A 23,053-nucleotide genomic window follows, 5' to 3' on the forward strand; every position below is an offset into this window, starting at 1 on the left:
CTCCTATATCTGTTTATATTGAATTACCACATCATGAATTGTTCGGTATACCATTGAATAAGGTCTGCTCCAAAGAAATAAGCAGTTAAAGCACCTGCAGCTATAAAAGGCCCAAACGGAATAGGTTGGCCACGCTCTACCTTATTCATTCGTTTGGCGATCAGACCTACAATTGCCCCGTAGGAGGAAGCCAAAAACAAAGTAAGTAAAACAAGCTTCCAGCCAAGGACCAGCCCAAGAACAGCAAACAATTTAATATCGCCCCCACCCATACCTCCTCGACTAACAACCGCTATTAATAGAAGTAGCGAGAATCCAATTGCGGCACCCGCCAACGGATCCCACCACGTGGAAAGCGGTGCAAAAAAGAGACGAACCACAACAAGAGGAACCGCAAAAAAGAGCAGGATCTTGTCTGGAATTAACATATAACGCATATCACTCACAAAAATAATCGCAAGCATTGAAACAAACAGTAAAGCCACAATCGTTTCTGTTGTCCAACCAAACCAATAGAAGGAAAAAGCAAACAAAAAGCCAGTCATAAGTTCAGTTGACGGATATAGAAACGAGATTTTGGTATCACATGTCCGGCAAGACCCACGTTGAAGTAAGAAGGATAACACCGGAATGAGCTCTCGCGCTTCAAGTGTCCGATCACACTTCGTGCAATGAGAGCGAGGTGTGACCACCGACTCACCAACTGGCACACGGAGCCCAACCACATTATAAAAAGAACCAAATACTAAGCCAACAAGTGCCAAATACGCCACAATGATGCCTTCTATCATGCATTCACCTCTATTAGTAGAATTAGTCTGATTTTCATGAAACTATATACCTATAAGGATATCTGTTTTTAATTGGAAGTTCAATTGGGTTATTTAATATATATTAGATGACTTATTTAATACTTACTTATTTGGTCTCAAAGATTGGTGAATAAAAGAAAGACTAATGATTAGAATCATTAGTCTTTCTTTTATAATAATTCCTTATGGTAAATTAACGCCGTCTCTTCTGTTTTCTCCACGTAAATCCTTAAGATCTTTCCTCAAAATGTCTTTGTTTCCATTTACTTCTCTAAGAACCACATTGTATTCGCTTCCTGTGAATGTAACTTTAGATAAATTCTTATCATAAATTTTGTTCTTATTACCTGGCATTACAGGGTCTTCAATTAATCCTTCTTTAACTAATTGATCTAGTGTATATGTACTACCATCACCGACTTGTGTAGCTTTCGCTGTTTTTACAGCATTCACCATCTGTTCGGCATTAGCGATATGTGCATCTTTCTGTGTGTTTGCAATAATTCCTCCGATACTTGGAATCGCGATTGCTGAAATAATTCCTAAGATCACAACTACTGCAAGAAGCTCAATAAGTGTAAGCCCTTTTTGGTTTTTTAAATGCTTTTTTAGTAATGCTCTCATAATTGTTACTCCTCCATTTTTTGTTTTTTGATAAACAACAAAAAACCGACCTCGCATGCCAAATATGACATTGCCGGCCGGTTGCACTACTAGCTCCAATCTATCCAAGTGCCCAAATACAGATAGATTTTCAACGCTTTCCGAGTTGTATTTACGTGATGAAGTTTCTTGTTGACTTATTAACTATAGATTATCTTATGTGAATCTGTTTGTCTAGTACTTTTTTACCCTATACTTGTAAATATTTTAAACATAGGAACCATAATAGCTAGAACAATCGTCCCTACTATCCCTGCCAATAGGATGATCATTGTTGGTTCTATCAAAGCTTTAATCTGATCGGTTGCTGCTTCTACCTCGGCTTCATAGAATTCAGCTGCTTTTTCAAGCATGGCATCTAGGGATCCGGATTTTTCGCCTACGCTAATCATTTGTGTCACAAGAGGCGGAAAGGCCCAATGTGCTTCTAGTGGAGATGAGAGAGTATTTCCTGCCTGTAATGACTTTCTAGCATCCTTTATTACGTGGGCAATAACCTGATTCTCTGCTACTTTTTCAACAATGGTTAAGGCTTGAAGCACAGGCACAGAGCTTTGAAACAAGGCGCCGAGAGTTTGAGTGACACGTGCGAGTTCTGACTTTTGCAACAATCCACCGAATATCGGCAAACGTAATAAAACGGTATCAAGTAAGATACGAGATTGCGGATTCTTACGCCCAGCCCTCCAACCAAGAACAATGGAGACTACTAGTAAAGGTATAGTCCACCAAAAAATAAGTGCATAGTCACCGGCTACTATTACAAATTTAGTTATGGCAGGTAATTCCTCTCCAAAACCTGCAAACATACCAGCAAAGGTTGGTACAACAAAAACAAGTAAGAAAATAATGATAGCAATTGCTACAATTCCAACAAAGATCGGGTATGTTAAAGTAGCTAACACTTTTTGTTTTAGACGGTGTTGTTTCTCATAATAAATTGCCAATCGTTCTAGGATTTCATCTAATTGTCCACCTGCTTCGCCTGCCTTCAACATGTTCACAAATAAGGGAGGAAAAAGGTCAATTTGTTTGGAAGAGGCTGCGGATAATGATTTCCCTGCCCTTACATCTTCCTCAATGAACGTTAAAGCCGACCGTAGATGTTTACTTGATGTTTGTTTTTTTAAAACATGAATTGCTTCAATCACAGGCACACCCGCTTTAAGCAAGGTAGAAAATTGCCTAAGGAACAATACGAAGTCCTTTGGTTTCACCTTAGGCTTTAGAATTTGGATGTCTTGATACAAGCCCTGCTGTAATTCGTTAATGGCCGTAACTGAAATTCGTTTTTCTTTTAATAGCTCTATGGCTGCAGCCTCGTCAATTGCTTGTGTTTTACCTTTAACCGGCTTTCCAAAAGGGTCTCTTCCTGTATATGAAAAAGTCGCCATTAACTTACATTCCCCTTTGAGTAAATTGATAGAACCTCTGGACTTAGTACTTCTTGTTTTACAAGCTCCGCCATCGATGTATCCATCGTCATCATTCCTTCAGCTCTACTTGTTTGAATGACATTTTGGATTTGGTGTATCTTTTCATTTCGAATTAAGTTTTTCACTGCTGAATTATTAATTAAAATTTCGGTAGCTGCTCGACGACTTTTATGGTCTGCTGTGCGGAAAAGACGTTGCGAAATGACCGCGTGTAACACCGAAGCCAGTTGAATGCGAACCTGAGCCTGCTGCCCGGGTGGAAACACATCGATGATCCGGTCAATGGTAGACGGAGCATCCGTAGTGTGCAATGTACCAAGAACTAAATGTCCCGTCTCCGCAGCAGTAATAGCTGTAGAGATGGTTTCAAGGTCACGCATTTCTCCTACTAAAATAATGTCAGGATCTTGCCTCAAACAACCTTTTAAGCCATTCGCAAAGTTTTTCGTATCGAACCCAACCTCGCGTTGATTGACAACAGACTTCTGATGGCGGTGCAGATATTCAATTGGATCCTCAAGTGTAATGATATGCTTTGCTTCAGTGCGATTCACTTGATCGATCATTGCCGCAAGAGTGGTTGATTTCCCACTTCCAGTTGGCCCCGTCACTAGAACTAATCCTTGAGGCTGCTGCACAATATCTTTTAAAATCGGCGGCATATTAAGTTCATCCAGCTTAGGTATTGTAGTTGGAATAACCCGTATGGCCATTCCAATACACGAGCGTTGAAAGTAGGCGTTAATGCGGAACCTGGATACTCTAGGAATCCCAAAGGAGAAATCTAGCTCTCCCTTTTTTTCAAATTCATTCATTAGGTCCTGAGGAATAATTGCTTCTGCCATTTGTCTAGTATCATCTGGGGTCAGCTTGTCTTCCCCATATGAGGCCAGCTCGCCATTTATCCGAAAAATAGGTGCTGTACCAACAGTTACATGGATATCCGAAGCACCTTTTGTAAAAGCAGTTGAAAGTAACGTTTCCAGTTTTTCTTTCATCTTGTTACCCTCCTCTTAATGATGTAATGTCACGTGAAGCACTTCTTCCAATGTTGTTAAGCCTTGTTTAACCTTTAACAAACCATCATCTAATAAAAAAATCATACCGTTATTTGTTGCATACTCATGTATGTTTTGAAGGGTTTCTTTGTTCATAAGCAGCTGACGGATGGTTTCATCGATGATTAGCATCTCATGAATAGCAATCCTTCCTAAATAGCCTGTGTCACTACAATGACTACAGCCTTCACCTCGGTGTAGCTGAGTGACAGTCATGCCCCGTTTCTCAAATTGATCACGCTCGAGCTCATTTGGAGCATGTGCTTGTCTGCAGCTCGGACAAATTCTTCGTACCAGACGTTGACCAACTACCCCTGATAAACCAGAAGCCACTAAATAAGGTTCAATACCCATTTCTATTAAGCGGGGAATCGCTGCAATGGCACTATTTGTGTGAAGTGTACTTAAAACCAGATGTCCTGTTAACGATGCACGAACCGCAATTTCTGCTGTTTCAGTATCGCGTATTTCCCCAATCATCACGATATTTGGATCTTGTCTTAGGATGGCGCGAAGTCCTTTGGCAAAGGTTAGGCCTACCTGGCTGTTTACCTGAACTTGATTAATACCGTTGATGTGATACTCCACTGGGTCTTCTACCGTAACAATATTTACTTGATCCGTATTTAAATGATGTAACCCTGCATATAAAGTAGAGGTTTTTCCTGAACCAGTTGGTCCTGTTAATAAAATAAGGCCTGATGGATTGTTTAACATTTCACGGAATATTTTTTCATGTACTTGATTTAGTCCTAAAGATTTTAAGTTTGATCGTTCACCCAGTCCAGCAAGCAGACGAATAACTATCTTTTCACCAAAAATAGTTGGTAGAGTTGATATACGCATATCAACCTGTTCAGATTTAATAACCAATCTTAACCGCCCATCCTGTGGGAGACGGTTTTCGGTAATGTTTAACTCCCCCATAATCTTAATTCGCGCAGTTAGCGCACTTAAAATAGAGGATGAATACGTACGCTCGGTACGCAGCATGCCATCGATCCGGTAGCGTACCATAAACGTTGTTTCAAGCGGATCTATATGAATATCACTCGCACGTTGATTTAATCCATGCTGAAGCAGCTGATCTACTAACTTAATGATCGGTGCATCCTGCTCGCTTGCAACAGGCTCTTCAAGAGGAACGGGTTCTGTTTTTGCAGTCTCGTCTTCAATTAACGAATCATTGATCTGGTAGTATCGCTCGATCGCTTCCATTACTTCAGCTCGAACCGCAATTTGTGGCTCTACTTGAAACCCAGTAATCATCTGCAAATCGTCTATTGCAAAATAATCAAGAGGATCAGCCATGGCTACCTGCAGGAGATCTTCTTGCTTTCCAATTGGAATCAAGGTATATTTTCTTGCTAGCTCTTCTGGAATTAGCTTTAATACGTGCGTATCCACAGCCGTTCGATATAGATTTACATGCGTAATGCCTAGTTGCGTTTGCAAAGCTTTAATGAGTTCATGTTCAGTAATTAGTTCTCTTTCAAGAAGCGCATCCCCTAATCGTTGGCCGGAGCGTTTTTCTTGTAAGACCACTTGAACCTGATCACTGCTTAGATAACCTGCTTCAACTAATAAGTCACCAATTTTCTTTTTAACTCTCATCTTTCTGCTCCTCATCTGATGGTTCGGACTCCCCTTTTACTGGCTCGTTATCTTCCAATGGCACTTCAGTTTCTGCCGGTTGAGTCTGTAAGGAGGGATCCGTAGTAGAGTTATTCCCCTCAGAATTCTCGGTTACGTTAGGTGTTTGCCCTTCTGGTAGGTCAATAATGACTGGCTGAAGATCCTGATCAATGAGTGGTTCAGGCTCTGGCTCAGGTAACGCGTACACGCTCCGTTCTTCAATATCGGGTTTTGCTGCCACATAATCTCTCGCAAGAAGAAGCTTTTCTCCTTCTACCTGGTTGGCTCCAACTTCCTTACGATATAATGTTGCTGCAAAGCCTTGTTTTCCGTTTTCAATAAGCTGTGAATCTCCTGCACGACGCTTCTTTGAGTACTGAACTTCAAGACGAGGTTGAATGGTTTCTTGATCTTCAATGACAAGCTCATATTCAAGTAAGTAAGGTGTTCCTTGAAGCTCAACAATCAATCCGTCACCTGAAAAGGTTGTATGTAATGCTAACGATGCGTAGTTTGGGTTATAAAAAATCAAATCACGATGATCTTCGTTTACCGATGCACTAAACCCAATATCCGTTGCGTAAGGTAACTTGCTTGGGCTGTGATGCTCAATAAGCTCAAGATTAGATTTAGCCATCACTTGATACACAGCTGAAGCAAACAAATCAAGACTTTCTCCTCCAACCACCACCTGATTCATCTCATCGAGTGCATCTTTTAACGAAAAAGTTTGTCTTGGTTCAAGCACATATCCATCTAATGCTTGCGCCCATTGTTGTAAGAGAGTGGATTCCAAATAAGGCTTGTACACATTAGCAAGTTCGGTTTGAGCGTCTTCCAACCCAACAATGTAAGGAGCAAGATGGATGGATATAGGTGTATTCTGCTGCTCATTCACTTGACGTTCAAGCTCTTCCTTTAAGCTCGGGATATCCACTAGCCCTTGTAAATCAGCCGATTCAATTTGCCCAATTGCTTCTGTTAAGAGGGTGACGTCAATAGTAGCAGCTTGGTCGTCGCTTTCAGGTGAGTCTATATTTAGTTCAGGCATTTGTACCTGCAATGCCTCACCAGGAAGTAAAACGCTTGAATCATATAAATGTAAAGCGATCTTCTGACTATTTCTTCGCTCTTCCATCTGCTTCAAAAGCTCTGCTTGTGCCTCATCAGGTGTAAGCCCACCCACTTCTACGCCGGAAATCACCGTTCCTGCTTGATACTCACCTGCCAATGCTTTCATATCGATAAACCGACCAACAAACAAGCTTGCTATAAAGAGACAAGTCATAAGCGACACGATTAGGCCAATTTTCAAAAAAGATTTCATCTTTTATCCATTACTCCTCTATTTTAATTCGTCTGCGGCGCCCCGTCATTAATTCTTCGGACTCATCCACTTCTACTTCTGTTAATGCTTGTTTTCGTATAAGAACAGGCTCTGGAGCCTCTTCGGTAGCAACTGGAATCATTGGCTCTGAGACAACATCCTTCGGTTCCTCCGTGCTCGCCACTTTCGCAAAAGCAGACTCTCCTTGAGGGAACATCCATTCAAAGGTTGTATCCTCTTGTTCTCTCTCAAGACATGTCGCAAGAATCAAACTTGCTAGAATTAGTAACACAACAGATAGAGTCAATGTTAACGGTAGAGAAAACAATAGGTAGGATGCAGAAGCCGCCAAAGCGATCCCGACAGATGCCCCAATGACTATTAGCTTTAACTTAATGGAGAGTTGAAGCGTTTTTAAAAGCATAAATACTAAACTAACAACAAAAATCGCTCCCATAAAAAAAGAGAGTGTATATGCCATACACATTCACCAGCCTTTTTTGACTATAAAACAAGGTAATCTATTGTTCTTTATAATTATTTAGATACAGGTAGATCAGACTTATTGTATAATAAAGTAAAAGTTTTGGATACATATGATTAGGAATATTTTTTCACGACAGGAGTCAGTGATATGAGTAGAAATGAAAAGGGTTTAACCTTAATAGAATTACTTGCTTCAATGGTGATCCTATCAATCTTTGCCATCGGATTTGCAACGATGCTAATGAACGGTATAAAGGCAAATGAACGAAACCAAATTGTGATGGAAGCGACACTTGTTGCGCAGTCTGAGATAGAGGAAATGCGTTTGAATAAAGCGCCAGATTTCTGTAAAAAGAATACTAGTTCAAAAGATGGGTTCACTGTAACTCGTACGATACAAGCAGAGAATCAATTATGTCACGTAACGGTTAAGGTTGATTACTCAAATCTACTTTTAGAGCCAGTTCTACTAGAAACCGAACTAAACATTCCAAAGGCGGTAAGCTCACGATGAAAACCATCATTCAAAGTCAAAAAGGAGCAGCACTTCCCGTGGTTCTTGGAATTATTGTTGTTGGCACATTAGTCGGACTTGGTTTGCTCGGCTTTCTTTTTAATGAAATTAGCAAAAGCCAAACGGTGACTGAATCTATTCAAGCGAAGTATGCAGCGGAAGCAGGTGCAGAAACATTACTAAGTATGATCGAGCATAAACCAGCGGAGCTTATTGATATTCAGAAGAAGAGTTGTTCAGCTGGCAAAGTATCTACTAAAAAAATGAATGAGTATGATGTGAAGGTGAATTGTATAATGACCGAAAAGAATATTACATTAACGAGCACGGCAAGCGGTGACCAGTCACATACAACAACCGTCACTTTAGATGTGAAAAAAACATCCCCACTTGAACTTGAGGTGAGCTCATGGGAATAAAAGATCAATTAAAAAATCAAAAAGGTCTAACACTCATAGAGGTATTAGCTAGTGCTGCAATACTCATTATTGTTCTAGGAATTGGTATGGCTGCCCTCGGGCAAAGTTCTGTATTAACTAGCAAAGTCCAAGGAGAATCGCAGGATCGACAGGATGTGCAGGTTGGACTTTTAGAGCTTACGAATGCTGTACAATCAGCGACTGAACTTAAAGAACTTGAAGACGGAACCGGTTTTGAATTATTTAGTAATGATACACTCTTTAAAACTTATTGGTTAGTAGGTAACGAATTAAAATCAGAGTCCAAGGATGGACATGTGCAAATTAGTGGTGTACAAAACATGAGTTTTCATGCTAACAGTGGCATAACTCTCGATATTGCAAATTTAAAAGAACCAGTGGTCCTTTCTACTAGAGGTGGAATCTTTCAAACCGAATTATCAGATGATGTTGATAACTTCAAAGATATCGTGTGCGTAAGAAAAGATCAAGTGGATGGCAGTACAGTAAAAAAAGAAAAGGATTTCTCAGGGTATAGTCAATTTGAAAATATATCCTTAATCCCTCATGAGTCAAAAAAATTCTCAATAGTATGTGATACTACTACTGGAACCATATCAATAAATGATAATGTTAACGTTAACCTTACTGAGGGTAGTATACGTATAATAACAAACAATTTAAAAATTGACCAAAATTCATCCTTAACAGTGAGTAATGGCAGCATTTCGTTACCAAAGTCTCTTCCGCTCTCAAATACAAAGATGATCCCTAATTCAAATGTTGAGATTTATCATAATTCAAGGATGAATAGTGGTGGCAGCTTAGAAATTGGAGGAAGATTTAAGAGCACTGGGAATAGTGTATCTCTAACTAGTAATAATAATATGATAGTTTCAGGGGATTTCATTGGAAACTTTATGGGAACAGTTGAGAGCAAAGGAAGTATCTATGTAAATGGATCCTTATCTACACTTAATAATCAATTAAAAATAATTAGTCAAAAAGATATTATTGTTAATAAAAATATGGTTTTAGATTTTCAAAGCACCATGACTAGTATCGATGGATCTATATACATTAATGGATCGGTTACGAACAAGAATAACGAAACGGTAATTAAAAGTGGAGCAAATTTATTTATAGCAGGTACGCTAGAAAACAAATTTAAGAGCAAAATAGATACTAAAGGATGGGTATTTATAAATGGGAATTTAAACAATCCAAGCAATCAACCTGAAATTATAAGTGGAGGAGATATTACAGTATTGGGCGATGTAACTAACGCTGAAGAAGCCAAATTGATCAGTGATGCCTCTATTTATATTTCTGGAAATCTTATTTCAGATCAAAAATTTGAATTTCAATCTAAAAATGATATTGTTGTTAAAGGGAATGTGATAAATACCCAAAATGGAAAAATTTCATTAACAAAAGGATCTTTTTTCATTGGAGGAAAACTACACATGGATAGGTTAAACATTATTAATGTTGCTAACAACCTATATGTACAGAATGGACTACATATGGTTGAAACAACTAAATTAAATGTTAGTAACGATTCATTTGTTAATGGAGAAATCCAACTTCCAACTAATTCATATTCTACTGAAGGTGCATACTTTCATACAGAGAATTCATTAACCTATACCGGACCAATCAATGGCTTTCAAACAAACTCTTCCAACTTTAAAGTATTAAATTATAATGATAATATACAAGTAAGTTCAATAGATACGTTATCAACATTTCCATCTTTTCCTAAAACTCCTGTGTTTCCATCGGAATTGTTTAAATAAAAAGCAAACCCCTGATTCTAATAAAACAGGGGTTCTTTTTTTATCAAACTAAATTATACTTTCTGGTTTGGTTTTCCTTCAAATACCCCCGAACCTCCGAAATAAAATACAAAGATCCCGTCAGTAATATAACTTCATCCTTACTCCAGCTACTCATCATCTCATCAAGCGCCACTTTCCAGTCCTCATTCACTGAAGCCGAGATCCACTCTGGCGTATGCTCAAGTAACTCTTGTGGTTCGGCTGCTCTAAAAAAGTCGAAGCTTGTCCATGTAATGTGTATATGTGTATTGGTAAATGGGGCGAGCAGTTTGTTGACGTCTTTTTCTTTTGTCATACCTGCAAGCATCTTAATCTTATAGGTTGGATAATGGTTTGAGAGGGTTGTGGCTAATGCCTTCATGCCCTCTTCGTTATGTGCGCCATCGGCAATGACAAGTGGCTGATCTGAAAGTTGTTCAAACCGGCCCGGCCAATTGGTTTCAGCTAATCCCTTTTTGCATGCATCATCTGAGATATGGTAATGGGTGTGCTCTCTAAGATAGAACATCGCCATTAGCGCCACACTTGCATTTTCAAGCTGATGATCGCCTCTCATCGATGTTTTTAAATGAGTTAATCTTCCCAACGGTGAATCAAAGGTAAAGCTTTGTCCATTTTGGTTTACTTTAATTGCCGTCTTGTAAAAGTCTTCTCCTAGTTGAAAGAACGATGTATCTCGTTCAATCGCTGTTTCTTTTAATACAGCTTGTGCATCTAAGTTGGAGACTGCTGATAGCACGGGAATGCCTTTCTTGATAATTCCCGCTTTTTCTGCAGCAATTTCTTCAATCGTTGATCCAAGGATGTGCATATGGTCATGTCCGATGGATGTAATGACAGATAAAAGCGGTTTAATCACATTGGTTGAATCAAGTCTTCCCCCAAGACCTACTTCAACGAGAACGATATCAGGCTGCGCTACGTTAGCAAAATGCTCAAACATGATAGCTGTGATCACTTCAAATTCCGTAGGTGATTCAAGCTCTGTTTGTGCCAGTTCTTCCACAAGCGGTCGCACTTTATTTGCTGCAGCAATCAAATCATTTTCTGAAATTGGGTTTCCATTAATCGAAATACGCTCCTCAAAGCATTCCATATAGGGAGATGTAAATGTCCCGACTTGGTACCCACTCGCTTCAAGCATATGACGCATAAAGCTAACAGTTGATCCTTTTCCGTTTGTTCCAGCTACATGAATCATATTTAATTTGGACTCTGGGTTCCCTAATCGTTCCAGCATCCAGTCCATTCGCTTTAAGCCGGGTTTAATCCCAAAAGGTAATAGACTGTGAATCCAATTAATGGTCTCTTCTCTTGTATTCATGTTCACTCCCCCACTCTGTGTCCCTGTCTACTGTCTATATTATAGCGAGGATTCGATATAAAATTCAATATGTCAAAAGAGGTAGAAACATATGGTTAGACATTCTTCTTGTTTTTGTCATTGAGGTTTCCACCAATTTTATATGCTAGAATCACCGACGTATGGATGAGAACCCCTATAAGCAATGAGCTTATAAGATCTCCTGTTAGGAAAGCTAAAAGATAGACAAATCCGCCAGTTCCAATCATCACTATAGTCAACCAAGCAATGAATGCACTCACAGCGTGCCTCCTTGTTTATCATTTGCTGATGAATATTCCACAAGGAATGACAACATTCCTTTTATGAAAAAAGCCAAAGTGATCAAATAATCACTTTGGCTCCATTTCTTATGCTTTTAACTCTGCAATACGTGCTTCAACGGTTTTACGTTGTTCAGTGTAATCAGCTTGTTTTTTCTTTTCTTCTTCAATTACTTTGGCTGGTGCTTTCGCCACAAAGCCTTCGTTACTTAGCTTTTTGTCTACTCGTTCGACTTCTTTTGTTAAACGAGTTAATTCTTTTTTAAGACGGGCTACTTCTTCTTCGATGTTTAACAAACCAGCCAGTGGTAAAAATAGCTCCACTCCACTTAATACTTGAGACATGGACTTTTCTGGTGCTTCGATACCTGTTGAGATCTCAAGCTTACTAGGGTTACAGAACTTTTCAATAAATGCTTGACCTCTTTGTAATTGAGCCAAGCTCTTCTCATTAGCTGGACGTACCAATAACTCAATTTGTTTACTCATAGGAACATTCAGTTCTGAACGAATGGTACGAACTGAACGAATGACTTCTTTTAGCTGATTCATATCTTCAATTGATTCTTCAAATATGAATTCTGAATGAACAATTGGCCAGTCAGCAACCGTAATCGATTCACCTTTGTGTGGAAGGTGCTGCCAAATTTCTTCCGTGATAAACGGCATGATTGGGTGCAGCATTCTCATCGTTTGATCTAATACATAAGCAAGAACGGAACGAGTGGTTTGTTTCGCTGCCTCGTCTTCCCCATATAGAGAAAGCTTAGCCATTTCAATGTACCAGTCGCACAGATCATCCCAGATGAAGTTGTATAACAATCTTCCTACTTCACCAAACTCATATTTATCAATCAAACGAGTAACTTCCTTAATCGTATCTTGAAGTCGAGTGAGGATCCATTTATCGGCAACGGTTTTCTCACCGCTTAAGTCGATGTCATCATATCCCATATCTTCCATATTCATCAACGCAAAACGAGAGGCATTCCAGATCTTATTACCGAAATTCCATGTTGCTTCGACTTTTTCCCAGTAAAAGCGCAAATCATTTCCCGGGGAACTTCCGGTAGTTAAGAAAAAGCGCAGGGCGTCTGTGCCATATTTGTCAATAACATCATGAGGATCCACTCCGTTACCAAGTGATTTACTCATCTTACGGCCATCCTCTGCACGAATTAATCCGTGGATTAAGACGTCATTAAATGGACGCTCTCCTGTAAACTCAATTCCTTGGAAGATCATACGAGCGACCCAGAAAAAGATAATATCGTATCCTGTTACAAGCGCACTAGTTGGGTAGAAGCGTTTGAAGTCAATCGCTTCCTCATCTGGCCAGCCCATTGTAGAAAACGGCCAAAGTGCTGAACTAAACCATGTATCAAGAACATCCTCATCCTGCGTCCAGTTCTCCGCATCTTCAGGTGCCTCGTGACCAACATAGATTTCTCCCGTTTCATTATGATACCAAGCTGGAATCCGGTGTCCCCACCAAAGCTGACGAGAAATACACCAGTCACGAATATTATCCATCCAACGAAGATACGTTTTTTCAAAGCGATCTGGAACAAAGTTTACTTTGTCGTCTGTTTTTTGAAGGGCAACTGCTGCATCTGCTAATGGCTGCATGTTGACAAACCATTGCGTAGATAAATACGGCTCTACAACAGCTCCGCTTCGCTCAGAGTGACCAACAGAATGGACATGCTCTTCAATTTTAAAGAGAATCCCTTGTTCTTGCAGATCAGATACAATCTGTTTACGACAATCAAATCGATCTAGACCTTGATACGTTGCTGCATTTTCGTTCATGGTTCCATCTTCATTCATCACAAGAATGCGTTCAAGATTATGACGGTTACCAATCTCAAAGTCATTCGGGTCATGTGCTGGCGTAATTTTAACAGCACCTGAACCAAACTCCATATCTACATAATCGTCGGCAACGATTGGAATTTCGCGTCCAACAATCGGTAAAGTAACCGTTTTGCCAATAAGATGTGCGTAGCGCTCGTCTTTAGGGTGGACAGCTACCGCAGTATCTCCAAGCATTGTTTCTGGTCTAGTAGTTGCCACTTCGATCGTTCCACTACCATCTGTTAGTGGATAATTCATGTGATAGAAAGCACCCGTCACATCTTCGTGGATAACCTCGATATCGGATAAAGCCGTTTTGGTAGCTGGATCCCAGTTAATAATGTATTCGCCACGATAAATTAATCCTTTGTTGTAAAGTTTAACAAATACCTCGTTAACGGCTTTAGATAACCCTTCGTCCAATGTAAAGCGCTCGCGGGAATAATCAACGGAAATCCCGATTTTAGCCCATTGACTACGGATAAACTGAGCGTATTCCTCTTTCCACTCCCACGACTTTTCTACAAAAGCATCTCTTCCTAAATCATAACGAGAAATTCCTTCTTCTTTAAGCTTGGCTTCTACTTTTGCTTGTGTGGCAATTCCGGCATGGTCCATTCCTGGTAACCACAATGTATCAAAGCCCTGCATCCGTTTTGTACGAGCAAGGATGTCTTGTAATGTTGCATCCCACGCATGACCAAGGTGAAGTTTTCCTGTTACGTTTGGAGGTGGAATAACGATTGAGTAAGGTGTTTTGCTTTCATCTCCTGTTGCTTCAAAAAACTTTCCTTTCACCCAATAGTCATACCATTTTGCTTCTGTTTCTTGTGGGTTGTACTTTGTTGGCATTTCCTTTTTTTGTTGTGCCATTGTGATAAGCCTCCTTTTTTTCATACAAAAAAACCCTTCATCTCAAAGGACGAAGAGTTCGCGGTACCACCTTTGTTTGCACAAAGGCAGATCATCTCTACTTTATGCACACTCAATCTGTTAACGGCCAGCACCCGTCCTTACCTACTTACGTTCAGCAAGGCTGCTCACGGGCGACCTTCTACTTAACCTACCTAAGAAATCTTCCAGCCTAAGGATTTCTCTTTCTGTGAGGGGTTACGTATACTCTTCCCGATCTCTGCATGTCTATTTTCGAATATAGTCTATTCTATCCTGTTTCTATCTCTTTCGTCAATATCAGCATAGCCTATTTTCTACGCTTCTAACCAAGATTCATTGCATAACTTTTTGTGGTGCATAGTATGTAAACAAAATGGTTCCATTAGCGAAAGGGGAGATTGGGTTGCTACGTCGTGGGTATAATAGACCTCCCTATTGTCCACCACCTAAGAAGTGGGGCATATGGTCATACTTTAAAGCCATTTGCTATCAATGTCTGCTGCCGATTATTTGTTTTCAAGCCATTCGTTTGCTTATCTTTCCAACAACCATTGATTTTATCTTATTAGTTGCCCTAATTGTATTCTATTGCTCGATTTCGTTGAAGCTTTTTTGATGGGAGTGTCGTCCACCAATACATGGCATAACAGCCCACAGCTAAGATCATGCTGCTAGTTGTTGTGATCGGGAACATTAAAATATCGTCCCACAAAGACATACTCACCATACACAACCCTGTCCCTAACGCTACACTTACCCAGCCAATGATTGTCCAGAGGAGCGGGCGTCCAATGGTGGGACGATAAATGGTCGTGTACGTTAAGATGGCTAATCCTCCATAACCAAACACAGCAAAAATAAGGATCGGTACAACGGAGGCATGTGTTAAAGTAGCTCCACTATTTCCGTAACTGGCCATACTCATAAAATGAACAGCTGCCTGCAAAAAGAAAAAGACACTTATAATTAGAAACCCTTTTCCAACCATGGATAATAGCCCTTGGCGCCAAGTTGTTCGTTGCAGCATGACCATTTGGCGTTCTAGTTCAGTAGGAGAATGGTACTCTATCTGTGCTTTCGTTTCATTCTGATCTAAAGCAAGCTGCTCCTTAAATGTAAGAAGCAGCTGGTCGCATGTTTTTTGGGACAAGCCTTTTGATTGAAGATACTCTTTCATCATGTGGAGAAGCGACGTATCCTGCGTTTGCTCTTTATTCTGCCCATCTTCCAACTTCAGCACCTCCAATCAACCAGATCAACTCTATTTGACTCAAATCAATGATAATAAATACAGTATAAGGAAATGAGTTTAGTTCTGCAAGAGATCTATGTTTGAGATTCTGTTGACGTCGGTAAAAGCCTGGAAGCTAATCGTTGAGATTTTCTCATGGAAAGGAGACGCTTCTCTAACCGTTGCACATGCGCTAATTCACTCCACTCCGATTCCTTTCGATGATACGCATCTACTGCATACACTACGGGTTCGGGAAAACAAAGGTAACTGCATAAGAGTTGTTTTTCTTCATCCAGTAAAGGTAAGTGATGCTCATATCTAGCGAACCACCTTAAAACTTCTTCGTCGGACCACTGTGCATATGGAAAACTGTATCTGCAAAACGTGGCTAAGTCCCGGGCTGGTGTATCAAGACTGACACGTTCAAAGTTAAAGAGAAGCGGATCATTTTCCGGAGTAAACAAGGCATGGTTCCGAGAAAGTCTACCATGATTCAATACACTTCGATACTTTCCTTTTTCCTTAGCCGCTTCATACCAGTTATTTAATTGAAACTTAGCCACTTCAGCCATTTGATCAAGTAGATGAACATGGGTTAGAAAAGTTAATTCAAAAGGTGACATATATATTTTTTGCTCGGCTTGGTCCGCAAAGTGCATAAAGGTTAATTGTCGTGATTCCCACCGTTTTAAAAGTTCCTGGTAAGATTGCTCAAGCTGTTCAAGTGAAAGCTCCTGCGTCTTTACAGTCATCCGGTGAATGACACCCATTTGGTCGATAATTTTCTCTTCCATTGACTCTCTGGCCGTATACTCAGGTGATTCTACCCATGGCATCAAATAATAACTGGAATCTCCTACTGTGATTGTGTATTCACCAAATTTTGTAGGGATTAGGGGAATGGCTTGTTTGTAGCCGAGCTTCGTTAATCGATGCATGGCATGGACTAATTCATCTGCCTGTGATTGAGACAACGTGGTTTCCTTTAAAGCAAAAACGCCTCTTTGTGACTCAAGCTTTTTTACCTTTCCTAATGACTCGACACGTTCAGGGTATAAGTCATAATGGAATAAGATCGCTTCTAAAAATGACTGTTGTTGGTTCACTTTGACTGATCCCTCCTATCCAGCCAATCTGCTAGTCTCTCTACGATTTGTTTTGACCGATTCCACTCGTCCGTGCACCGTACAAACATGGAATGGAGTGTTTCTTCGGATAACACTCGCGGATCGATCTGACTGATCGCTTCTAATTCATAAGGAATGAGGCATTCAGCTAACAAAAGACGAGCTTGAAGCTCAGAAAAAGCAGGATACACTTCATTTATATGCTTAAGACCCATTTCGATCTCTTCTGTTTCTAACTCCGCACTTAGGTTCTTTAACCATTGACTGAGAGACGCATAGCCTTCCTCAGGATAATCCGTTCCACCGTTCCAATGAAGCATCCCATGAACGCTACCCGCTTGTCCCGCAAGTTGAAGCGGATCAAGTAGAGGCAATTTTTCCTCTTCTGCATACTTGCTCTGAATCGCTGCTGCTTTTTTTAAACGTCTTTTGCCTTCATGAACCATATTCCGTAAAGTAGGCTGAACCGACTCTGGGAAGCGCCAGATCTTTTTCTCAAGTGTGAAAAGATTTGGTGCTTCCCGCTTTGTCCGGTTTATATCCGTCTCTGCTTTTAAGCCATATTCAATCATCAATCCGAGTATGGTACCCCATACCTGTCCATTTCCCTTATACACAAATGGTTCCGTCACTTCATCATGAATGGTCGTCCAGGAAGAGTCCAAAGAAAGATACGCATCTTTATCCTTCGTTCGTATCATGCGATCGGTAAGAACAATTGGCGCGCGGGTGCAATGATCGCGCCAATTGATGTGCCAGTTCAAGAGATCCTGATCATCCCAATGTCTCATTCGCTTTAGACCATGGTCGGTTTCAATAAGATCCTCTCCAATTATCTTTGCATGCTTCCAGCCATACTGACCCTTTAATTCATTAACCAAATCCATCTAAGCACTCCCCCTCCATCTAGGATTGGACGGGAATGTAGAGAATCTGACCGGCTTCCACGTGATCCGCTTCCAATCGATTTGTTCGAATGAGCTGACTCGTTGATACATCATATCGATTTGCAATCGTATCAAGTGATTCATCCTCTTGAATGATGCACATCTTTACTCTTGTAAATTGCTCTTCACTTTTAGCCATCATTCCTGTTAAATAAAGTGCATTTTCTTCGCGCTCTTCCGTTGCTTGGTATGTTGGCTCATGGGTTGGTTCTTCTTCTGGTGTGCGTTCCTGTTGATCTTCATAATACGCATCTTTTCTTTTGTTTTCTTGCGTATAAACCTCTGGTTGTTTTGGTGCCAGAGTGATTCTTTGAAGGTCAGATACTGTTGCATCCTCATCTGCATAAGCAGGAGGTTCGATCTCTACCTCAGCACGAACGGCTTCTTCTTGCTCTTCTTCTTGCTCTTCTTCTTGCTCTTCTTCTTGCTCTTCTTCCACTGCGACCTCAGGCTCAGGTGACGGCAATTGATACGCTTCATAGGCAAAAGACGTGTCTACTGCTTGCTCTTCTTGCCCTTGTTCAACCTCCACTTCCTCTTGAACCGCTTCTTCCTCTTCTACACGACTCGAAGGCTCGTCTTGTGTAGTCATTCCACTGATCGATATGTCAGCCGTTAATTGAATGCAGCTCTTATCAGGTACATCGTAATCAAACGATTCAACTTCAACATAGATGTCCTGCAAATTTTGAATTCGATCTAATGGAATGGTCACATCAATCGGAAAAAAGTGTTTCAAATCACCTTTCCCATTCTCAGACACGTTCACTTCCTCGATCGAACGGAATGAGGTCTGCTCACGGTATCCATCTTCATCATCAATGGCGTCATCTTGGTCTGAATCGGCGAGAAGATATTCTCCTACCAGACGTAGCCCACCGACAATACTAACCTGGTTTCCACTCTCCTTAATGGTTATTTCCGGTGATAATGACATACCGAGAATTTCTTCTATTTCCTGTCCTTTATTCAGCCATACCGATTCTTCTACCGTTAATGTTAATTTTGAGGGATGTTCCTGCGTCATTCTAATTCCTCCTTATTAAATCAAATCCATACAATCATGACTATACAATCCGTACATGAAAAGACTATGAGTTACGCTTGCGTTTTATGACAAAAAAAAGACCTCTCTACGTGTATGTAGAGAGATCGTCTTCTATTCTTTATTTCGTAATCTTTGCAAAAGCACGTTCTGCTGCAGCAATGGTTGTCTCAATATCGTCATCCGTATGCTTTGTAGAGAGGAACATTCCTTCAAATTGGGAAGGTGGTAGTGAGATCCCTTCCTCTAGCATATGTCTAAAGTACTGAGAGAAAATGGACAGATCGGATGTCTGTGCCTTTTCAAAGCAGTCCACTGTTTCATTCGTGAAAAAGAGACCGATCATTGAACCTGCGCGGTTAATATGATGAGGAATGTCATGCTTTTTAGCAGCTGCAGACAATCCTTCTTCTAAACGTTTGGCTTTTGCTGAAAATACGTCGTAATCTGCTTCTGATAGTTGAGATAACGTTTCGTACCCTGCTGTCATAGCAAGTGGGTTCCCAGATAACGTACCCGCTTGGTAGATTGGACCGCTTGGCGCAATTTGCTCCATGATCTCACGTTTTCCACCAAAGGCCCCAACCGGTAGTCCGCCCCCGATTACTTTTCCTAAGCATGTTAAATCAGGAGTCACTCCAAATGTACCTTGCGCACAGTGATAGCCAACTCTGAAACCTGTCATAACCTCATCAAAGATAAGTAGCGTGCCATTATTCTCTGTTAGCTCACGTAATGTCTCAAGAAAACCAGGTTCTGGAGGCACAACCCCCATGTTTCCCGCAACAGGCTCAACGATTACAGCGGCTAAATCATCTCCGAATTCGTTAAAGGCATAACGTACACTTTCCACATCATTATAAGGCACTGTTAGCGTGTTTTTAGCAACTGATTCAGGAACACCAGGACTATCAGGTAAGCCAAGTGTAGCTACACCAGATCCTGCTTTAATTAGTAGTGAATCACCATGCCCGTGATAGCAGCCAGTGAACTTCAAAATCTTAGACCTTCCTGTAAACCCTCTAGCTAAACGCAAAGCACTCATTGTTGCTTCCGTTCCAGAGTTCACCATCCGTACCACTTCAATCGATGGAACACGCTCAATGACAAGCTTAGCAAGCTTTGTTTCTAGCTCACTTGGTGCACCAAAGCTTGTCCCTTTTTCCGTTGTCTTTTTAATTTGTTCAACAACTTGTGGATCGGCGTGACCTAGAATTAATGGACCCCATGAAAGCACATAGTCAATGTATTCATTGCCATCAATATCTCGAATCCTCGAACCGCTTCCGCTCTCCATGTAAACAGGGTTCATATCCACTGATTTAAATGCACGTACAGGGCTATTCACACCACCTGGCATCAATGGTTTTGCCTGTTCAAAGGCTGCTTCTGATTTAGAATAATTCATAATCTGACCGCTCCTTTATCTATTTGACTCGTTCATCCATTTTACAGCATCTTTTGCGTGATACGTTAAAATAAGATCCGCTCCAGCTCGCTTCATGCTAAGTAGTTTCTCAAGCACAACCTCACGTTCGTTGATCCACCCGTTTAACGCTGCTGCCTTTACCATTGCATATTCTCCACTTACATTGTACGCAACAAGAGGCACACCTGAGTAATCCTTCACTTCACGAATAATATCAAGATAAGACAAAGCCGGCTTCACAATTAAAAAGTCTGCTCCCTCATCTAAGTCTGATTGAGCTTCACGAATCGCCTCTTCACGGTTTGCAGGGTCCATTTGGTATGTTTTCCGATCACCAAAGGAAGGTGCACCGTGTGCCGCATCGCGGAATGGGCCATAAAAGGCCGAGGCATACTTCACAGAGTAAGCCATAATTGGAATATGGGTGAATCCAGCCTCATCTAAACCGTGGCGGATTGCTGTAACAAATCCATCCATCATATTAGAAGGAGCAATGATATCAGCTCCTGCTTTCGCTTGCGAAATAGCCGTTTGAGCAAGAATAGAAAGAGAAGGGTCGTTATCAATTTCGCCGTCTTTAATGACGCCACAGTGACCATGATCTGTGAATTGACATAGACATGTATCAGCGATAACCGTTAACTCAGGGTATGCTTCTTTAATGATTCGAGTGGCTTCTTGTACGATCCCGTGATCATGGAAGGCCTGTGTTCCTTCTGCATCCTTTTCTGCCGGAAGACCAAAAAGAATAATAGACGGAATGCCAAGCTCAACTACTTCTTTTACTTCATTTAACACTTCATGAAGTGGCCATTGAAACACGCCAGGCATGGAAGCAACCTCGGTTACCTCACTTCCTGATTCCTTCACAAAAATCGGATAAATAAAATCATCCTGACTTAATGTGGTTTCTCTAATCATTCTCCGTATAGAGGCAGACTGTCTTAGGCGACGATGCCGATCAAACGTTAATTCTGACATGGTGCTTCACTCCTTATTTAAACGAACCATTTCTTCTATCATGGCTTTTGTTGTATACACAGCAGGTATCGCATCTACCTCAAGACCATGATTTTTTGCCTCAATCGCTGTAATCGGTCCAATACAGATGATTTTAGCACCTGGGAATAAGTGCCCTGTCCCGCCGTCTAAACGGCTACAAATGGCGCAGTAATGCCTGACGGTTGACGCACTTGTAAACGTTAGATAGGTAGGCTGTACTGAGCTTGCTGCGATTGCCTCAAGTTGTTTTCCGGCTTCAGTTGGCTGAAACGTTTCATAAACCGGTAAATCAGTGACAACACGCGCTGATTCCTTTAAACGGTTTGCCAACAGCGGACGCGCTAAGTTCCCTCTAGGAATCAGAATGTGATCACCTATCTGCGTTTGTGAGAGTAGTGACTCGGCTAGAGACCCTGCTTCATAGTGTGTCGGCATGAGATTCACACGAATCCCGTAGCCCTCAAGCATTTTTGTTGTTTGTGTTCCAACAGATGCAACCTTCATTGATTGACGGATGATCATGAGTTCTTGCTCTGTTAAAGAATCCAAGAAAAATCTCACACCATTTACACTTGTAAATACAATCCATTGAAACGAATGAAGCTTACTCATCAATCGCACATGTTGTTCATGACTTAGGCACGGACGAACATTAATTAGCGGTACCTGAATTGCTTTTGCTCCTAGGCGTTCAACTTGCCTAGCAAAAACCTCGGCTTGTGTCGGAGCCCGCGTAATAAGAATCCGTGCTCCATCTAATGAATTAGGAATCAAGGTCACGCTTAACCTTCTCTAAAATGTCCTTTGCTCCTTGATCGAGTAACGCTTGCGCAACGGACTTGCCTAGCTCCTCTGGAGAAGCTCCAGTCTTTGTTTCATGTAAAAGTACTTTTCCATCAGGTGAACCAACTAAACCCGTTAACTCAAGCTGGCTATCTTTTAGCGTAGCGTAGCCGGCAATTGGAACCTGACACCCGCCCTCAAGCGTATGCAAAAAGCTGCGTTCCGCTCGCACCGTTTGAGAGGTTGTTGGGCAATTTAATTTTGCTAGTAACTCAATAAGCTCTTGGTCATTCGTTCGACACTCAAGCCCTAGAGCCCCCTGGCCTACAGCTGGAACACAAACGTCCGGTTCAAGATACTCTGTAACAAAGTCTTCTGTATAACCGAGTCGATTCAGTCCGGCAGCTGCCAAAATAATCGCACTGAATGATTCTTCTTTTAGCTTTCGTAATCTCGTCTCTACATTTCCACGAATCCACTGTACCTCAAGGTCCGGTCGCTTCGCTAAAATTTGAGAAGAACGTCTTAAGCTACTTGTCCCAACAATGGCACCACTCGGTAAGTCTGCTAGCTTCACGTGTCCTTCTGAGATTAACGCATCTCGAGGATCTTCTCTTGTTGTAATCGCTCCAAGCGTAAAACCTTCTGGTAAAACGGAAGGTACGTCCTTCATACTATGAACCGCCAGATCAATTTCGCCTTCTTCAAGTGCTTGTTCAATTTCCTTTACAAACAATCCTTTACCGCCGACTTTAGATAAGGTGACATCTAAGATACGGTCTCCTTTGGTAACGATCTCTTTGATTTCGAATTGATAAAGCAGGTTAAGCTGCTTTAATTGTTCAATGACCCACCTTGTTTGAGTTAATGCTAAATTACTTCTTCTTGTTCCTAAAACAATCGTACGCATAACGTCCT

At 41.0% G+C, this 23,053-nt stretch carries 21 protein-coding genes, 1 riboswitch and 1 other annotated feature; of the genes, 3 read left to right on the top strand and 18 right to left on the bottom strand.

Features of this window, described 5'->3' with window-relative positions:
* Positions 1-23: 23 nt before the first annotated feature.
* The 7 genes from NSQ54_13880 to NSQ54_13910 all read right to left on the bottom strand — a co-directional run bounded on the left by NSQ54_13880 (position 24) and on the right by NSQ54_13910 (position 7,412).
* Positions 24-791 (bottom strand): A24 family peptidase, encoded by a 768-nt coding sequence (locus NSQ54_13880; protein ID WYP25401.1) that lies wholly within the window; start codon positions 789-791, stop codon positions 24-26.
* A 204-nt stretch (positions 792-995) separates the two neighbouring features.
* Entirely contained in the window at positions 996-1,436 is a 441-nt protein-coding gene (locus NSQ54_13885) for a prepilin-type N-terminal cleavage/methylation domain-containing protein (GenBank protein WYP25402.1), read from the bottom strand.
* A gap of 66 nt (positions 1,437-1,502) precedes the next feature.
* Positions 1,503-1,586: riboswitch (cyclic di-GMP riboswitch) on the bottom strand.
* 74 nt (positions 1,587-1,660) lie between these two features.
* On the bottom strand, positions 1,661-2,869 hold the full coding sequence (locus tag NSQ54_13890; protein ID WYP25403.1) for a type II secretion system F family protein: 1,209 nt from the start codon (positions 2,867-2,869) through the stop codon (positions 1,661-1,663).
* The gene (locus NSQ54_13895) at positions 2,869-3,909 is read right to left on the bottom strand and encodes a type IV pilus twitching motility protein PilT (protein WYP25404.1); all 1,041 of its coding nucleotides are present in this window, start codon (positions 3,907-3,909) and stop codon (positions 2,869-2,871) included. The genes NSQ54_13890 and NSQ54_13895 overlap by 1 nt, the downstream gene beginning before the upstream one ends.
* 15 nt (positions 3,910-3,924) lie before the next feature.
* Complete coding sequence (locus NSQ54_13900) at positions 3,925-5,583, bottom strand: ATPase, T2SS/T4P/T4SS family (GenBank protein ID WYP25405.1); 1,659 nt, start codon at positions 5,581-5,583, stop codon at positions 3,925-3,927.
* A complete protein-coding gene (locus NSQ54_13905; GenBank protein WYP25406.1) occupies positions 5,573-6,931 on the bottom strand; it encodes a hypothetical protein in 1,359 nt (452 codons plus the stop codon). Before NSQ54_13905 ends, NSQ54_13900 begins: the two co-directional genes overlap by 11 nt.
* 10 nt (positions 6,932-6,941) lie before the next feature.
* The gene (locus tag NSQ54_13910; GenBank protein ID WYP25407.1) at positions 6,942-7,412 is read right to left on the bottom strand and encodes a hypothetical protein; all 471 of its coding nucleotides are present in this window, start codon (positions 7,410-7,412) and stop codon (positions 6,942-6,944) included.
* A gap of 153 nt (positions 7,413-7,565) precedes the next feature.
* Between NSQ54_13910 and NSQ54_13915 the strand changes: the two genes are divergently transcribed.
* From NSQ54_13915 to NSQ54_13925, 3 genes are read left to right on the top strand one after another with little or no spacing between them, the layout of a single operon-like run.
* Positions 7,566-7,931, top strand: a complete 366-nt coding sequence (locus NSQ54_13915; protein WYP25408.1) for a type II secretion system protein — start codon at positions 7,566-7,568, stop codon at positions 7,929-7,931.
* Positions 7,928-8,350: a hypothetical protein gene (locus tag NSQ54_13920; protein WYP25409.1), complete on the top strand. Its 423-nt coding sequence runs from the start codon at positions 7,928-7,930 to the stop codon at positions 8,348-8,350. Before NSQ54_13915 ends, NSQ54_13920 begins: the two co-directional genes overlap by 4 nt.
* Positions 8,341-10,149: a prepilin-type N-terminal cleavage/methylation domain-containing protein gene (locus NSQ54_13925; GenBank protein WYP25410.1), complete on the top strand. Its 1,809-nt coding sequence runs from the start codon at positions 8,341-8,343 to the stop codon at positions 10,147-10,149. The genes NSQ54_13920 and NSQ54_13925 overlap by 10 nt, the downstream gene beginning before the upstream one ends.
* 43 nt (positions 10,150-10,192) lie before the next feature.
* Here the strand turns inward: NSQ54_13925 and NSQ54_13930 are convergent, their stop codons facing one another.
* The 11 genes from NSQ54_13930 to hemC all read right to left on the bottom strand — a co-directional run bounded on the left by NSQ54_13930 (position 10,193) and on the right by hemC (position 23,045).
* Positions 10,193-11,515: a folylpolyglutamate synthase/dihydrofolate synthase family protein gene (locus tag NSQ54_13930; protein ID WYP25411.1), complete on the bottom strand. Its 1,323-nt coding sequence runs from the start codon at positions 11,513-11,515 to the stop codon at positions 10,193-10,195.
* 95 nt (positions 11,516-11,610) lie between these two features.
* Positions 11,611-11,796: a hypothetical protein gene (locus tag NSQ54_13935; protein WYP25412.1), complete on the bottom strand. Its 186-nt coding sequence runs from the start codon at positions 11,794-11,796 to the stop codon at positions 11,611-11,613.
* Between the two features lie 108 nt (positions 11,797-11,904).
* Positions 11,905-14,547, bottom strand: coding sequence for a valine--tRNA ligase (locus tag NSQ54_13940; GenBank protein ID WYP25413.1), 2,643 nt, complete (start codon positions 14,545-14,547; stop codon positions 11,905-11,907).
* Between the two features lie 42 nt (positions 14,548-14,589).
* Positions 14,590-14,816: a binding site (T-box leader), on the bottom strand.
* A gap of 326 nt (positions 14,817-15,142) precedes the next feature.
* Positions 15,143-15,799 carry a hypothetical protein gene (locus NSQ54_13945; protein WYP25414.1) on the bottom strand — a complete coding sequence of 219 codons (657 nt, stop codon included), beginning with the start codon at positions 15,797-15,799 and terminating at the stop codon, positions 15,143-15,145.
* A gap of 95 nt (positions 15,800-15,894) precedes the next feature.
* Positions 15,895-16,908, bottom strand: a complete 1,014-nt coding sequence (gene ysxE, locus NSQ54_13950) for a spore coat protein YsxE (protein WYP25415.1) — start codon at positions 16,906-16,908, stop codon at positions 15,895-15,897.
* Positions 16,905-17,816 carry a hypothetical protein gene (locus tag NSQ54_13955; GenBank protein ID WYP25416.1) on the bottom strand — a complete coding sequence of 304 codons (912 nt, stop codon included), beginning with the start codon at positions 17,814-17,816 and terminating at the stop codon, positions 16,905-16,907. Before NSQ54_13955 ends, ysxE begins: the two co-directional genes overlap by 4 nt.
* A gap of 19 nt (positions 17,817-17,835) precedes the next feature.
* Complete coding sequence (spoVID, locus tag NSQ54_13960; protein WYP25417.1) at positions 17,836-18,903, bottom strand: stage VI sporulation protein D; 1,068 nt, start codon at positions 18,901-18,903, stop codon at positions 17,836-17,838.
* Positions 18,904-19,042: 139 nt separating this feature from the next.
* Positions 19,043-20,332: a glutamate-1-semialdehyde 2,1-aminomutase gene (hemL, locus tag NSQ54_13965; protein ID WYP28566.1), complete on the bottom strand. Its 1,290-nt coding sequence runs from the start codon at positions 20,330-20,332 to the stop codon at positions 19,043-19,045.
* 12 nt (positions 20,333-20,344) lie between these two features.
* The gene (hemB, locus tag NSQ54_13970) at positions 20,345-21,331 is read right to left on the bottom strand and encodes a porphobilinogen synthase (protein WYP25418.1); all 987 of its coding nucleotides are present in this window, start codon (positions 21,329-21,331) and stop codon (positions 20,345-20,347) included.
* A 6-nt stretch (positions 21,332-21,337) separates the two neighbouring features.
* Positions 21,338-22,132, bottom strand: a complete 795-nt coding sequence (locus NSQ54_13975) for a uroporphyrinogen-III synthase (protein ID WYP25419.1) — start codon at positions 22,130-22,132, stop codon at positions 21,338-21,340.
* Complete coding sequence (hemC, locus tag NSQ54_13980; protein ID WYP25420.1) at positions 22,116-23,045, bottom strand: hydroxymethylbilane synthase; 930 nt, start codon at positions 23,043-23,045, stop codon at positions 22,116-22,118. Before hemC ends, NSQ54_13975 begins: the two co-directional genes overlap by 17 nt.
* Positions 23,046-23,053: the final 8 nt, after the last annotated feature.

The organism is Alkalihalobacillus sp. FSL W8-0930 (assembly GCA_037965595.1).
Taxonomy (GTDB): domain Bacteria; phylum Bacillota; class Bacilli; order Bacillales; family Bacillaceae_D; genus Alkalicoccobacillus.

Excerpts from the sequence above, each read along its gene's own strand:
- NSQ54_13955 (WYP25416.1), bottom strand. The coding sequence starts at position 17,816 with ATGGATTTGGTTAATGAATTAAAGGGTCAGTATGGCTGGAAGCATGCA.
- NSQ54_13905 (WYP25406.1), bottom strand. The coding sequence starts at position 6,931 with ATGAAATCTTTTTTGAAAATTGGCCTAATCGTGTCGCTTATGACTTGT.
- NSQ54_13940 (WYP25413.1), bottom strand. The coding sequence starts at position 14,547 with ATGGCACAACAAAAAAAGGAAATGCCAACAAAGTACAACCCACAAGAA.
- NSQ54_13900 (WYP25405.1), bottom strand. The coding sequence starts at position 5,583 with ATGAGAGTTAAAAAGAAAATTGGTGACTTATTAGTTGAAGCAGGTTAT.
- NSQ54_13890 (WYP25403.1), bottom strand. The coding sequence starts at position 2,869 with ATGGCGACTTTTTCATATACAGGAAGAGACCCTTTTGGAAAGCCGGTT.
- NSQ54_13925 (WYP25410.1), top strand. The coding sequence starts at position 8,341 with ATGGGAATAAAAGATCAATTAAAAAATCAAAAAGGTCTAACACTCATA.
- NSQ54_13915 (WYP25408.1), top strand. The coding sequence starts at position 7,566 with ATGAGTAGAAATGAAAAGGGTTTAACCTTAATAGAATTACTTGCTTCA.
- spoVID (WYP25417.1), bottom strand. The coding sequence starts at position 18,903 with ATGACGCAGGAACATCCCTCAAAATTAACATTAACGGTAGAAGAATCG.
- NSQ54_13885 (WYP25402.1), bottom strand. The coding sequence starts at position 1,436 with ATGAGAGCATTACTAAAAAAGCATTTAAAAAACCAAAAAGGGCTTACA.
- hemB (WYP25418.1), bottom strand. The coding sequence starts at position 21,331 with ATGTCAGAATTAACGTTTGATCGGCATCGTCGCCTAAGACAGTCTGCC.
- NSQ54_13930 (WYP25411.1), bottom strand. The coding sequence starts at position 11,515 with ATGAATACAAGAGAAGAGACCATTAATTGGATTCACAGTCTATTACCT.
- NSQ54_13895 (WYP25404.1), bottom strand. The coding sequence starts at position 3,909 with ATGAAAGAAAAACTGGAAACGTTACTTTCAACTGCTTTTACAAAAGGT.
- NSQ54_13910 (WYP25407.1), bottom strand. The coding sequence starts at position 7,412 with ATGGCATATACACTCTCTTTTTTTATGGGAGCGATTTTTGTTGTTAGT.
- hemC (WYP25420.1), bottom strand. The coding sequence starts at position 23,045 with ATGCGTACGATTGTTTTAGGAACAAGAAGAAGTAATTTAGCATTAACT.
- NSQ54_13920 (WYP25409.1), top strand. The coding sequence starts at position 7,928 with ATGAAAACCATCATTCAAAGTCAAAAAGGAGCAGCACTTCCCGTGGTT.
- NSQ54_13880 (WYP25401.1), bottom strand. The coding sequence starts at position 791 with ATGATAGAAGGCATCATTGTGGCGTATTTGGCACTTGTTGGCTTAGTA.